The following is a 14,017-nucleotide window of genomic DNA, read 5'->3' as shown; positions in this document are numbered from 1 at the left end:
CGTCGTCCGGGGGAGAGGTGGCTCGGCGAAGCCGAGACGGAGTGGGGGTCGACCTGGCTCGGTCGTTGTCGTCTCAAGTCGGCTCGATGCCTTCGGCCTGATCGAGACCTTCGGGTGGGTTATCGGCGGCGGCGCATTTGAGGACCGCCTTCCCCCACTCCGTCGCTGCTTCGCAGCGCCACCTCTCCCCCTCCGGAGGGAGAGGAAAAGAGCCTGGCCCTTCAAATATGCAGCGCGTGCCCCAGCGCCTTCAACGCCGCCTCCTGGAACCCCTCGCCCTGCGTCGGATGCGCATGGATTGTGCCGGCAATGTCCTCCAGCCGCGCGCCCATTTCCAGCGCCAGGCCGAACGCCGCCGCCAGTTCCGACACGCCCTGTCCGACCGCCTGGATGCCGAGCACCAGATGGTTGTCCGCGCGCGCCACGACCCGCACGAAGCCATCCTCGCCCATTTTCGTCATTGCGCGCCCGTTGGCGGCGAACGGGAACAGCCCGATCTTGACTTCACCAAGCGCCTTCGCCTCCTCCGGCGACAGCCCTGCCGTCACCAGCTCGGGATCGGTAAAACAGACGGCGGGGATCGAGCGCTTGTCCCAGCTGCGCTTGTGGCCGGCGACGATCTCGGCGACCATTTCGCCTTGCGCCATTGCTCGGTGCGCCAGCATCGGCTCGCCGGTGACGTCGCCGATGGCGAAGATGCCGCGCATCGAGGTGCGGCACTGCTCGTCGATCCTGATGAACTTGCCTGCCTTGTCGAGATCGATCTGATCGAGCCCCCAGCCTTCGGTCACCGGCTTGCGCCCCACCGTCACCAGGATCTTGTCGGCAGCGATCTCGGCGGTCCTGCCGTCCGCTGTCTCGACCAGCAGCGCATCGCCTTTTTTCGACAGCCCCTTGGCCTTGGCGCCCAGCATCACCTCGACGCCAAGCGCTGCGAGCCGCTTGACCACCGGCCGGGTAAGCTCCGCGTCATACTGCGCCAGCACGCGCGGCAAGGCCTCGACCACCGTAACCTTGGCCCCCATTTTCGCAAACGCCATGCCGAGTTCCAGTCCGATATAGCCGCCACCGACGACCGCGAGTTTTTTGGGGACCTCGCTCAAGGCCAGCGCGTCCGTGGATGAAATCACCGGCCCGCCGAACGGCAGGAACGGCAGCTCGACCGGCGCCGAGCCGGTGGCGATAACGATCGTTTCGGCCCGGATGATCTGCGTGCCGGTTTCGGTCTCGACCGCTACGGTCTTGCCGTCGCGAAACGTTGCCCAGCCCAGCACGGTCTTCACGCCAGCCTTCTTCAGCAGCCCGGCGACGCCGCTGTTAAGCCGGCTGACAATGCCGTCCTTCCAGGCGACGGTTTTGCCGAGATCGAGCACGGGTGCCGAGACCGAGATGCCAAGCGGGCTGGTGCCGCCTGCCATGTGCGACACCTTCTCGAACTCTTCCGCCGCATGGATCAGCGCCTTCGATGGAATGCAGCCGACATTGAGGCAGGTGCCGCCCGGTTTGCCGGCTTCGACGATCACCGTATCGATGCCAAGTTGGCCGGCGCGGATGGCGCAGACATAGCCGCCCGGACCAGCACCGATGACCAGCAGCTTGCAGGAGATTTCTTTCATCTTGGCACGTTCTTTCTGGTGAAGGCCGCAACGCGCCCTTTCCTTCCCCTTGTGGGGGAAGGTGGATCGGCGCGTTAGCGCCGAGACGGATGAGGGGTGTTCCAGCGGAGTGAAACGTCGGCGTTCCCTGGACCACCCCTCATCCGTCGCCTGCGGCGACACCTTCTCCCACAAGGGGAGAAGGGGGAGCCTGGATCCCGACGCTTCGCGCTTCGCGACCGTTCTCATCACACTCAATCCACGAAAATCAGCGCGGGCGTTTCCAGCAGCGCCTTGATCCGCTGGATGAACACCGCCGCGTCCCAGCCGTCGATCACCCGGTGGTCGAAGCTCGACGACAGGTTCATCATCTTGCGCGGGATGAACTGCGTGCCATCCCACACCGGCCGCACCATCATCTTGTTGACGCCGATGATCGCCACTTCTGGATGGTTGATGACCGGCGTCGTTGCCACGCCGCCCATCGCGCCGAGCGAGGTGATGGTGATGGTCGAGCCGGACAGCTCGTCGCGGGTCGCCGTGCCGGACTTGGCCGCCTCGGCCAGCCTGATGACCTCGGCGCCGCAATCCCAGATGTCGCGCGCCTCGGCATGCTTGACCACCGGCACCACCAGCCCGGACGGCGTCTGCGCGGCGATACCGATATGGATGCCGCCATGCTGGTGGATGATGCCGGCCTCGTCGTCGAACAGCGAATTGAGCTGGGGCTGATCTGATATCGCCTTGACCATCGCCCGCATCAGGAACGGCAGCAGCGTCAGCTTCGGCCTCTCTGCTCCACCCTTGGCGGCGCGTTTTCCCTTGTTGAGCGCCGCGCGCAATTCCTCCAGTGCCGTGACGTCGATCTCCTCGACATAGGTGATGTGCGGGATGCGCGACTTGGACAGCGTCATCTTCTCGGCGATCTTACGCCTGAGACCCACCACCTTGATGTCCTGGACCGCATCGTTGCGGGCGAGGCCGGATGCCTTGGCGACCTGCGGCCCCCGCGCCAGGAACGCCTCGATGTCGTCATGCCCGATGCGCCCGGCCGGGCCGCTCCCCGCAACCTGCCTGAGATCGATGCCCGCCTCTTTCGCCCGCAGGCGCACGGCTGGCGACGCCAGCGGCTTTTCGCCTTCGGGGCGCGGCGCGCCGGAAACGGAAGTCTGTGTGGAAGTCTTCGAGACGGCCGGAGCAGGTTTCACGTCCGGCACGCCGGCCTTTGGCGGGGTCTTCGCGGGCGGCTCGGCGGTCTCGGGCTTTGGCGTCGGCGCAGGCTCTGAAACCACCGCCTCAGCCTTGGCGCTGCCCTGCGGCTTCGCATTGCCTTCGCCCGCCACCTTCAGCCGCACGATCGGCGAGCCGATCGCCACCGTGTCGCCGATCTCGGCGCCCAGCCACAGGATCTCGCCATCGACGGGTGATGGGATTTCGACCGTCGCCTTGTCGGTCATGACGGCGGCGAGCACGGTGTCCTCGCGCACGATGTCGCCGATCTTGACGTGCCACTCGACGAGCTCGGCCTCTGCGACGCCTTCTCCGACATCGGGCAGCTTGATGATGTGTTCGCCCATCTCAGGCTCCCATGGTTTCAAGAAGAGCGCGGCCGACCCGGGCGGGACCGGGGAAATAGTCCCATTCCTGCGCATGCGGATAGGGCGTGTCCCAGCCGGCGACGCGAGCCACCGGTGCCTCCAGATGGTAGAAGCAATTTTCCTGCACCAGTGCCGAAAGTTCGGCGCCGAAGCCCGAGGTCAGCGTCGCTTCATGCACGATGACGCAGCGGCCGGTCTTCTTCACCGACGCAACGATCGTATCGAGGTCGAGCGGCAGCAAGGTTCGTAGATCGATGATCTCGGCATCGATGCCGGTCTCCTCGACCGCCGCCTGCGCGACATAGACCATGGTGCCATAAGCGAGCACGGTCACATCAGAGCCCGCCCTGCGGATCGCCGCCTTGCCGAGCGGCACGGTGTAGTGGCCGTCGGCGACTTCGCCCAGCTCATGCTTCGACCAAGGCGTTACCGGTCGGTCGTGATGGCCGTCGAAGGGACCATTGTAGAGCCGCTTCGGCTCAAGAAAAATCACCGGATCGGGATCCTCGATCGCCGCGATCAACAGCCCCTTGGCATCATGCGGGTTGGATGGCACCACGGTCTTAAGCCCTGACACATGGGTGAACAGGGCCTCGGGGCTCTGGCTGTGCGTCTGGCCGCCGAAAATGCCGCCGCCGGTCGGCATGCGAACCACGATCGGACAGGTGAAGTCGCCATTCGAGCGGTAGCGCAGCCGTGCCGCTTCCTGGGTCAGCTGGTCGTAGGCCGGATACATGTAGTCGGCAAACTGAATTTCCACGCAAGGCTTCAAGCCGTAGGCAGCCATACCGATGGCCGAGCCGACAATGCCGGATTCGTTGATCGGCGCGTCGAAGCAGCGGCTCTTGCCGTATTTGGCCTGCAGGCCATGGGTGACCCGGAAGACACCGCCGAAGAAGCCGACATCCTCGCCGAACACGACAACTTTGTCGTCGCGCCCCATCGACACATCCATGGCGTCGCGAATGGCCTCGATCATGGTCCGTCTTGGCATGGCTCAGACTCCCGCCTGCTGGCGCTGGCGCCGCAGATGGGCGGGCATTTCGGCAAAGACCCCTTCGAACATCTCGCGCGTCGACGGCTTGCCGCCGGCATGCAGCGTGCCGTGGCTCTCCGCCTCCTTCTGCGCAGCGATCACCGTGTCGAGGATTTCCGCCTCGGCCTGCGCATGGCGCTCGTCCGACCAGACGCCGAGTTGAATGAGATGGTTCTTCAGCCGTATGACCGGGTCGCCGAGCGGCCAGGCGTCCGATTCGGTTTTCGGCCGGTAGGCCGAGGGATCGTCCGAGCTCGAATGGGCACCGGCGCGATAGGTGACATATTCGACCAGCGTCGGCCCGAGATTGCTGCGCGCACGCTCCGCCGCCCATTTTGCCACCGCGTGCACCGCCAGATAATCATTGCCGTCGACGCGCAATGACGGGATGCCGAAGCCAAGGCCGCGGGCCGCAAAGGTGCCGGAGCCGCCGCGCGCAATGCCTTGAAACGTCGAGATCGCCCACTGGTTGTTGACGACATTGAGCACCACCGGCGCCTTGTAGGTGGACGCGAACACCAGCGCCGAATGAAAGTCGGATTCCGCCGTCGAGCCGTCGCCGATCCAGGCCGCCGCGATCTTGGAATCGTTCGAGATCGCCGAGGCCATCGCCCAGCCGACCGCCTGGATATACTGCGTCGCCAGATTGCCGGAGATCGAGAAGAAGCCGTGCTCCTTGGAGGAATACATGATCGGCAACTGCCGGCCCTTCAGCGGGTCGGCCTCGTTGGAATAGATCTGGTTCATCATCGTGACCATCGGATAGCCGTCGGCGATGAGCAGCCCTGCCTGGCGATAAGTCGGGAAATTCATGTCGCCCGGCGAAAGCGCCTTGCGGAAGGCGCAGCTCACCGCCTCCTCCCCGAGATGCTGCATGTAGAAGGAGGTCTTGCCCTGGCGCTGCGCCATCTGCATGCGGGCATCGAAGGTGCGCAGCGTCATCATGTGGCGCAGACCTTCGAGCAGTTCGTCACTGGAGAGCAGACCTGCCCACGGCCCGACCGCTTCGCCATTGCGGTTCAACACGCGGATGATGGAAAACGCCATGTCGCGGATGGTGCGCGGATCGACATCAATGTCCGGGCGCGGCACTGAGCCGGCCTCGGCGATGGTCACATTGGAAAAGTCAGGCGTGCCGCCCGGGCGCACTTCCGGCTCCGGAACATGGAAACGCAACATCCCAGCATCGGCCATGACCTTTGTCCTCCAATGTTGCCTGGGTGAGGATATGTGCACATCCGTACCGCCAGACCAGAGCGAATTCGTCGGGCAAGCCTTTCGCCATCGGACCAGCCATGCCGGCCGATCCTGCCTCCCCGGTACAAGATGTAGATATGTCCGCGAAATTTCTTGTCGATGTTGGGCAGCGACGCGCAATTTAACAGAAGGTCGCGGGCGATTGCCGCAACAGGCGATAAATCCTGGGCCAGCTTGTTCTTAGCGTGGATGCGCCCCGGCGATTCAAGTTGCGCCTCCCGCCCCGCAAAACCTATCCTGACTTGTATCGTTCGAGAGAGGCAAATCAGGGAAGGACGATCGAGAATTTTCGTCGCCTTGGCGATTTTGGCGTTTCTGGCCGGGCTCGGTCGGCCGGCTTTCGCCCAGTCGGACTCAGGCGATTGCATAAGCATTTTCTATCGCACGAAAGATGCTGCCTGCCTCGACCGCCTCGTCGCCACCCTGGACAATGCTCAGCCCAGGATCGACAACGGAACGATCATCGGATTTTTCGCTGCGTTGTTTGACAGCGCGCCGGAGCTGCGGCGAAAACTGCTGGACGGGGTGCGTTCCGATCGCGCGGCTGAGTTCTATCTGGCCGCACTTCGCAAGGCTGGTATGGCAGACGAAGCGCGTCGTTTCGCGTCGACGCGAAAGCTGGAGAATTCAGCCCCCGCCGACGTCACGCCACTGAAAACGGTGATGCCCGTCTCCGTGGCGATGGACAATGATCTGCTGATTGGCGCCTACATGGCGACCAGAGACTTGTCCTACATCGACCATATTCTGGAGAATCTTCGAACCAGCCGTGATGGCATGGCGGCGGACGCGATCCGGATCGGTCTCGTCATGGGAAAGTTCGGGGGTGCAGGAACCCCGGGTCGACCCAACGTCATGATTATCGCCGCTTGGCGGAAATACGGATGCCCGAAGAATCAGGCCTCCAGGGATATGATGCGTGCGATGACGATAGCATCGGCTGTATGGGCTATAGGATCGCTGTCAAAGAACGACGTTGCGATCAAACAGGAACTCGATCGGTTCTTCCAGAACGACTCTCGTTTGGCCGCCATTTTCGCAAGTGAACAGAACGCCTTTGCCAATTATCTCACAATGGTGACGTTATGGACGGTCAAGAAGGACGATTCGCTTGACGCGGCTTTGACAGGCTATGAGCGCCTCGAGGCTGCCGATACCTTGTTCAAGCCTGACAGCATCGTGCAGCCCTCCGAGAAGAAGAAATAGCGGCCGGCGCCAAGGGCTTGTTCACGCCGTCCCCGTGCCATGCTAACCACCCTGCATGGCACAGAAGAAAGCGTTCGAAGTCGATTCCTGGCTCGCGAAGCCTGACGCACGCATCTCCATCGTCCTGCTTTACGGTCCTGATCGCGGGCTTGTTTCCGAGCGCGCGAAGGCCTTTGCCGCAAAGACCGGCCTGCCGCTCGACGATCCCTTCTCCGTGGTCAGGCTCGAGGGCTCGGAGGTCGATCGCGACGAGGGCCGGCTGCTCGACGAGGCCCGCACCGTGCCGATGTTTTCCGACCGGCGCCTGCTGTGGGTCCGCAATGCCACCGGCCAGAAGGCGCTGGCCGACGACGTCAAGGCGCTGGCAGCGGAGCCCGCGCGCGATGCCATCATCCTGATCGAGGCGGGCGATCTCAAGAAAGGCGTCGGGCTGCGCGCCGTGGTCGAAGCGGCCGACATTGCCATGGCGCTGCCTTGCTACGCCGATGAGGCTCGTGACATCGACACGGTCATCGACGACGAGCTGCGCAAGGCCGGCATGTCGATGACGCTGGAAGCGAGGCAAGCGCTGCGCCGCAATCTCGGCGGCGACAGGCTGGCTTCGCGCGGCGAGATCGAGAAACTCATCCTCTATGCTCACGGCCAGAAGGAAATCGGGCTGGAAGAGGTGAGAGCCATGTCGGGCGACGTGTCCGGCGCCTCCTTCGACGACGCCGTCGACGCGCTTCTCGAAGGCAAGGTTGGCGACTTCGACACCGCCTTCACCCGCCACTGCCAGTCGGGCGGCCCGCCCTTCCTGGTGCTGTCCTCGGCCATGCGGCAGTTGCAGCAGATTCAAATCATGCGCGGCCAGATGGACTCTGCCGGGCGCAACGCCGCCTCGGTCGTTGCCGCCGCCCGTCCGCCGGTCTTTTTCTCAAGGCGCAAGCTGGTGGAGAAGGCGCTCGATCGCTGGAGCAGCGACGCGCTCAGCCGCGCGCTGACCCGGCTGCAGACCGCGGTGCTGCAGACGCGGCGAAGGCCGGACCTTTCGGTGGCACTGGCACGGCAGGCGCTGCTGGGGATCGCCATTGAAAGCAGCCGGTTGGCGCAGCGGTGAAGCGCGTGATCTCCTTCCTTGTGGTGGAGATGGCCGGCAGGCCAGAGGGGGGCGCTGTCCCGCGGACTTCTCAATCCAATCGCGATGCTGCTTCGGGTGGGCTCTCGGCTAGCGTAGATGGTCAAGGTAGCGCTCTACGGCGCCCCCCTCTGCCCTACCGGGCATCTCCCCCACGAGGGGGGAGATCGGCAGCTGGAACGCCGCCGCGGAACGTCAGAGCGCCAACGAGAAAGGGCTGGCAATTGCCAGCCCCCGCTCAATCCGGAAGATCATTCGTCGGCTAACTACCGCTCCTGCTTCAATCTCCGGCACAGCTCATCCAGCTGCTCCAGGCTTCGATAGCTCACCCGCAGCTCACCGCCCTTGCCCTTGTGATCTATCGCCACGATCATGCCGAGCGTGTCGGTCATCAGTTTTTCCAGCGCCAGCGTGTCGGTGTCCTTCTCCGGCGCGGCTTGCGCCTGTTTCGGCTTGGCAGGCGTGGAACCCGCCGGCATCTGTGCCAGTGCTTCAGCCTGGCGCACCGAGAGACCCTCTTCGACGATACGCTTGGCAAGGCCGGCCGGATCCTCCGCCGTCACCAGCGTGCGGGCATGACCCGCCGACAACGCGCCGTCGACCAGCATGTCGCGGATCACATCCGGCAGCTTCAGCAGCCTGAGCGTGTTGGCGACGTGGCTGCGGCTCTTGCCAATGACGTTGCCGAGATCGGCCTGGGTATAGCCGTGCTCGTCGATCAATTGCTGGTAACCCAGCGCTTCCTCGACCGCGTTGAGATCGGTGCGCTGGACATTTTCGATGATCGCCAGTTCGAGCGCGGTGCGGTCGTTGACCTCGCGGATGATGACCGGAATCTCGGTCAGCCCGGCGCGCTGCGCCGCCCGCCAGCGCCGCTCGCCGGCGATGATCTCGTAGCGGCCCGCCTGCGTCGGCGACGACCGGGCCACTACCGGCTGGACGACGCCATGTTCGCGGATCGACTGCGCGAGGTCTGTCAATTCGGCATCGCCAAAGTGGCGGCGCGGATTTTTTGGATTGGGGCTGAGGAATTCGATCGGCACCTTGCCGTCGGCGCTCATGCCGGGCTTTTCCGGTGCCACCGGGCGATCGATTTCGCCGATAAGGGCGGCCAGTCCACGGCCCAGTCTTTTTCTTGAAAGGTCTTCGCTCATGTCTATTCCAAAGTCTCAAGATTGTTTCGGTATCGAATCGGCTGTTAATTATGCATCCGATCTAATCAAGCGGCGCGCAATTTACGCTCGCGGCGGATCACTTCCGAGGCCAGTTGCAGATAGGCCTGGCTGCCCGAGCACTTCAGATCGTAAAGGATCGCCGGCTTGCCGTAGGACGGAGCCTCCGACACCCGCACATTGCGCGGAATGATGGTTTCGTAGACCTTGTCGCCCATATGCGCCCGGACATCCTGCACAACCTGGTTGGCGAGATTGTTGCGGCCGTCATACATGGTCAGCACGATGCCCTGGATAATCAGATCCGGATTGATCGAGCGACGAACCTGCTCGACCGTTTCCAGCAACTGGCTGAGGCCTTCCAGCGCAAAGAACTCGCATTGCAGCGGCACAAGAACAGAATCAGCTGCGGCCATTGAATTCAAAGTCAAAAGGTTGAGCGAAGGCGGGCAATCGATCAGCACATAATTGAAGGGCGCCCCACGCTCGGTCGCGGCACGCAGCGCATTGCGCAGCTTGAGCACCCGGTCCGGCGCCGAGGCGATCTCCATCTCGATGCCGAGCAGGTCGAGCGTCGACGGCACGATCGACAGACCAGGCACCGCTGTCGGGATGGCCGCGGCTTCCAGATCCAGCTCGCCGGTCAGCACATCGTAGGACGAGACCGTCCGGTCCTTGCGGTCGATGCCGAGACCGGTGCTGGCGTTGCCTTGCGGATCGAGATCGACGATCAGCACCTTTTCGCCGATTGCGGCGAGCGCGGTGGCCAGATTGATGGCCGTGGTCGTCTTGCCGACACCGCCCTTCTGGTTGGCTACGGTGATGATTCGGGGGCCGTTTTTTATCATGGGTCTATGCCAGAAATTCATTTTTGGGTCGCCAGATAGCCGACAAGTCGAGATCAGACAGGTCGCAGGTCAGACAGTTCGAGGATGACGCCATGGGGGTCGGTCACACTGGGATGTTCTACCAGATCGAAGGTCCATCGGTTAACGCTTTCTTGCACTTCCGCGCGATAATCCCGGCCTTTGTGGAACAGCCCGCGCGCGCCCGACGTCAGCCAGGGCGCCGACAGGTCGAGTAAGGTCGACAGCGAGGCCAGAGCCCGCGCCGTGACGATTTGCGGTGCTGAAACAAGCGCATGGCTGTCTTCGATACGGCGCGCCACGACCCGCGCCGGCAGGTTGAACTGGCCGATGACAGTCTGCAGGAACGACGCTTTTTTACGGTTGCTTTCCACCAGGTCGATGCTGGCCCCGTGGCGCTCGCGAAGCAGAAACGCCATCACCAGACCGGGAAACCCGCCGCCTGACCCTATGTCGACCCAGCGTGTGGCTTTGGGTTCGATTCGCGCGAGTTGCGCGCTGTCCAGTATGTGGCGCTGCCAGACATCGCCTGCAGTCGACTGCGCCACCAGATTGATGCTCCGGTTCCATTTCTGGAACATCGCCTCGAACGCCACCAGACGATCGAATGTTTCACGTGAAACCGGACCGGCCGCGTCCTCCAGGCTCGACAGGGAGAAAGACCTCACGCAACGTCCCTCTGTGCGCTCTCCCTGCGTTGTGCAGTCTCGCTATGACGGACATGCGCGACAATGATCGCCAGCGCCGCCGGCGTCATGCCCTCCATGCGCTGCGCATCAGCGATCGAGCGCGGCCGCCGTACCTGCATCTTCTGCTTCAATTCATTGGACAGGCCGGGCACACCGGCAAAATCGACCGCCTCAGGGATCAGCCGGCTTTCCTCATGCCGGATCTGTGCGACATCGCTCTTCTGGCGATCAAGATAGACCGAATATTTCGCTTCCGTTTCGAGACGTTCCGCAGTCTTGGCGTCAATCGCCGCAAATCTCGGATCAATCTTGGCCAGCCAGGCCACATCGACGTCGGGATAGGTCAGCAACTCATAGCCGGACCGGCGCACACCATCCCTGTTGATCTCCAGCCCATGTCGCGCAGCCTCATTGGGCGTCATCGTCAGCGACTTCGCCAGCTCCCGTGCCTCATCGATATGTTGCATGACATCGCCATAGCGCCGCATCCGCTGCGCCGAGGCGATCCCCAGCCCTGCCGCCAAGGGCGTCAGCCGCTCATCCGCATTGTCGGCACGCAGCGACAGCCGGAATTCAGCGCGAGACGTGAACATGCGGTAGGGCTCGCTGATGCCCCGGCTGGTCAGATCATCGACCATCACGCCGATATAGGCCTCGGTGCGGCTAAGCACGATCTGCTCGTCGCCTGACGCGCGCCGCGCCGCATTGAGGCCGGCGAGCAGGCCTTGGCCGGCGGCTTCCTCATAGCCGGTCGTGCCGTTGATCTGCCCAGCAAGGAAAAGCCCACCGACGCGTTTTGTCTCAAGCGTCTGATGCAGTTCGCGCGGATCGACATGATCATATTCAATGGCATAGCCGGGCTGCAGCATGATCGCACGCTCAAGACCGGGAATGGTCTTCAAGATGTCGAGCTGCACATCCTCCGGTAGCGAGGTCGAAATCCCGTTGGGGTAGACCGTGTCGTCGTCGAGCCCTTCCGGCTCCAGAAAAATCTGGTGGCCGTCGCGGTCACCGAACTTGACGATCTTGTCTTCGATCGACGGGCAATAGCGCGGTCCGACGCCTTCGATCGAGCCGGAATACATGGCGGAGCGGCCAAGATTGGCGCGGATCAGCTCATGCGTGGCCGTCGTCGTGCGGGTAATGCCGCACTCGATTTGCGGCGTCTCGATGCGGTCGGTCATCAGCGAAAACGGCACGGGATCCTCATCCGCTGCCTGGCTTTGGAGCGATTGCCAGTCGATGGTCTTTCCGTCCAACCGCGGCGGCGTGCCCGTCTTCAGCCGACCAAGCTTGAAGCCCGCGCGGCTCATAGTCGCCGACAGCCCAAGGCTTGCTTGCTCGTTCATGCGGCCGGCGACGATCTTCTTTTCGCCAATATGAATAAGGCCGCGCAGGAAAGTCCCGGTCGTGAGCACGACGGCGCCACAGACAAGCCGCCTTCCGTCTGCCAGGAGAACAGCGGCGATCCGTCCTTCGTTGATCTCGACATCCAGGACCTCCCCCTCGACCACGTCGAGATCGTTCTGCTGCCGAATCGCTTCCTGCATGGCCAGGCGGTACAACTTCCTGTCGGCCTGTGTGCGAGGCCCGCGCACGGCTGGGCCCTTGCGACGATTGAGCAAGCGGAACTGGATGCCGGCGGCATCCGCCACGCGGCCCATCAGACCGTCCATGGCATCGATTTCGCGGACCAGATGGCCCTTGCCTAGTCCGCCGATCGCAGGATTGCACGACATCACGCCGATCGTATCGAAGCGCAGCGTCACCAGCGCGGTTTTGGCACCGGCGCGCGCGGCAGCGCTGGCCGCCTCGCAACCCGCATGGCCGCCGCCCACCACAACCACATCATAGTGATCGGTCATTTCCTAATGTCCTGGACTCGAAAGATTGAGGGACACATGTCCCCACGGGGCGAACCTGTCAAGAAAACTTCGCTGCAAGTTTCACGTGAAACAGCTTGTGAGCCTCACGTCGCGATGTTTCACGTGAGTCACGCCGTTGCGGTTGTTTCACGTGAGTCACGGCTGGCGAATGCGTCATTCAACTTCGTCTGATGTCTCCGCCAGATAGGAGTGTCGTAGCATCCAGCACCATCGCTGTTCGGCCAAGTGATTGTTTCACGTGAGTCATTTGCCGATACAGAACTGCCCGAAGATCACGTCCAGCATATCCTCGACATCGATCGCGCCGACGATCCTGCCCAGGCGGTCCGCCGCGAGCCGCAACTCCTCGGCGCGCAGTTCCTGCCCAGTAGCGTGGCCATCCATCGCGAGAACAAGGTGACGATTCGCATCGTTGAGCAACTCGACATGGCGCAGGCGCGAAGGCAGAACATCTCCTATATCCCCGGCCGCATCTGCCGCGCGACGGCCGATCTCCGCCAATAGCGCTTCCACACCCGTCCCGTTAAGAGCTGAAATGACAAGGTCATAGCGACCGGCGGCACCCCAAGCCGCCTTCTCATCCAGCAGGTCAACCTTGGTGCCGACGCGCAACAGAGGCGCCGTTGGGACTGGACCGACGTGCCGTGGGGATGAAATGTCTTCCAGCAGCAGCAAAAGATCGGCGCGGTCAGCCTTCGCCCTGGCCTTCTCGATGCCGATCGCCTCGACCTTGCCCGGCGCCTCGCGCAGGCCGGCGGTGTCCGTCAGCCTGATACGCAATCCCTGGAGATCCAACACGACCTCGAGCAGATCCCGTGTCGTGCCGGGTTCATCCGTTACAATAGCTGCATCGCGGCGCGCCAGGGCATTGAACAGACTCGACTTGCCGGCATTCGGCGCACCCAAAATGACGACCTCGAATCCATCGCGGATGATCTCGGCGGCGTGGAATCCGGCGACATGATGGTCGATCTCACCGATCATCGCCCTGATATCGGACCAGACCGTATCCGAAACGGAACCGGGCACATCATCCTCATCGGCAAAGTCGATCTCGGCTTCGATCATCGCGCGCGCATGGATCAACCGCCGACGCCAGCTCATATATAGCTTGCTCTGGACACCTTCAGCATTCTGAATGGCGAAGCGCCGCTGCGCCTCGGTTTCGGAATTGACCAGATCGGCCAGCGCCTCGGTCTCAACCAGGTCGAGTTTGCCATTGAGAAAGGCGCGGCGCGTAAATTCGCCCGGCTCGGCGTGCCTGACGCCGTCAAACCCAGCAATCGTTTCCAGCATCCTGGCCACCACAGCGCGTCCGCCATGGACGTGGAATTCAGCGACATCCTCGCCGGTAAAGCTGGCCGGGCCCGAAAAGACGAGTACCAGACCGCTGTCGAGCACGGTTCCATCAGGCGCTCGGAACTTGCGCAGGACCGCAACTCGGTCCTTAACCATGCCTCCGGCAATCGTTTCGACAACGAATCGAGTCTGGGGGCCAGAAATACGCAGCACGGCAACGCCGGCCGGAAGCCGGCCGCTCGACAGCGCTACGATGGAATCACCTGAAATCATTTGCCCGCTCTGTCGAACCGCCC

The 14,017-nt window shown here is 63.0% G+C and carries 11 protein-coding genes; 2 read left to right on the top strand and 9 right to left on the bottom strand.

The features are described from left to right. Positions 1-221 precede the first annotated feature (221 nt). The 4 genes from lpdA to ACZYHG_RS07325 all read right to left on the bottom strand — a co-directional run bounded on the left by lpdA (position 222) and on the right by ACZYHG_RS07325 (position 5,423). Positions 222-1,616: a dihydrolipoyl dehydrogenase gene (gene lpdA, locus ACZYHG_RS07340; RefSeq protein ID WP_464613205.1), complete on the bottom strand. Its 1,395-nt coding sequence runs from the start codon at positions 1,614-1,616 to the stop codon at positions 222-224. A gap of 233 nt (positions 1,617-1,849) precedes the next feature. Then, positions 1,850-3,172: a dihydrolipoamide acetyltransferase family protein gene (locus tag ACZYHG_RS07335; protein WP_464613204.1), complete on the bottom strand. Its 1,323-nt coding sequence runs from the start codon at positions 3,170-3,172 to the stop codon at positions 1,850-1,852. 1 nt (position 3,173) lies between these two features. Continuing rightward, positions 3,174-4,187, bottom strand: a complete 1,014-nt coding sequence (locus ACZYHG_RS07330; protein ID WP_464613203.1) for an alpha-ketoacid dehydrogenase subunit beta — start codon at positions 4,185-4,187, stop codon at positions 3,174-3,176. Positions 4,188-4,190: 3 nt separating this feature from the next. Continuing rightward, a complete protein-coding gene (locus tag ACZYHG_RS07325; RefSeq protein WP_464613202.1) occupies positions 4,191-5,423 on the bottom strand; it encodes a thiamine pyrophosphate-dependent enzyme in 1,233 nt (410 codons plus the stop codon). Positions 5,424-5,585: 162 nt separating this feature from the next. Between ACZYHG_RS07325 and ACZYHG_RS07320 the strand changes: the two genes are divergently transcribed. Both ACZYHG_RS07320 and holA read left to right on the top strand, forming a co-directional pair. After that, positions 5,586-6,692 (top strand): hypothetical protein, encoded by a 1,107-nt coding sequence (locus tag ACZYHG_RS07320; RefSeq protein ID WP_464613201.1) that lies wholly within the window; start codon positions 5,586-5,588, stop codon positions 6,690-6,692. Positions 6,693-6,747: 55 nt separating this feature from the next. Further along, a complete protein-coding gene (holA, locus tag ACZYHG_RS07315; protein WP_464613200.1) occupies positions 6,748-7,791 on the top strand; it encodes a DNA polymerase III subunit delta in 1,044 nt (347 codons plus the stop codon). A 284-nt stretch (positions 7,792-8,075) separates the two neighbouring features. Here holA and ACZYHG_RS07310 read toward each other — a convergent pair whose 3' ends face one another. From ACZYHG_RS07310 to mnmE, 5 genes are all read right to left on the bottom strand, one after another. Continuing rightward, positions 8,076-8,963, bottom strand: a complete 888-nt coding sequence (locus ACZYHG_RS07310) for a ParB/RepB/Spo0J family partition protein (protein ID WP_464613199.1) — start codon at positions 8,961-8,963, stop codon at positions 8,076-8,078. 65 nt (positions 8,964-9,028) lie between these two features. Continuing rightward, a complete protein-coding gene (locus tag ACZYHG_RS07305; RefSeq protein WP_464613198.1) occupies positions 9,029-9,829 on the bottom strand; it encodes a ParA family protein in 801 nt (266 codons plus the stop codon). Positions 9,830-9,882: 53 nt separating this feature from the next. Next, a complete protein-coding gene (gene rsmG, locus ACZYHG_RS07300; RefSeq protein ID WP_464613197.1) occupies positions 9,883-10,515 on the bottom strand; it encodes a 16S rRNA (guanine(527)-N(7))-methyltransferase RsmG in 633 nt (210 codons plus the stop codon). After that, complete coding sequence (gene mnmG, locus ACZYHG_RS07295; RefSeq protein WP_464613196.1) at positions 10,512-12,401, bottom strand: tRNA uridine-5-carboxymethylaminomethyl(34) synthesis enzyme MnmG; 1,890 nt, start codon at positions 12,399-12,401, stop codon at positions 10,512-10,514. Before mnmG ends, rsmG begins: the two co-directional genes overlap by 4 nt. Positions 12,402-12,665: 264 nt before the next feature. Further along, positions 12,666-13,994 carry a tRNA uridine-5-carboxymethylaminomethyl(34) synthesis GTPase MnmE gene (gene mnmE / locus ACZYHG_RS07290; protein ID WP_464614639.1) on the bottom strand — a complete coding sequence of 443 codons (1,329 nt, stop codon included), beginning with the start codon at positions 13,992-13,994 and terminating at the stop codon, positions 12,666-12,668. Between the last annotated feature and the right edge of the window lie 23 nt (positions 13,995-14,017).

The sequence above is a fragment of the Mesorhizobium subarcticum genome (genome assembly GCF_055456085.1).
Note: the sequence above shows the minus strand (reverse complement) of the source record. Positions and strands in the feature narration are given on the sequence as shown.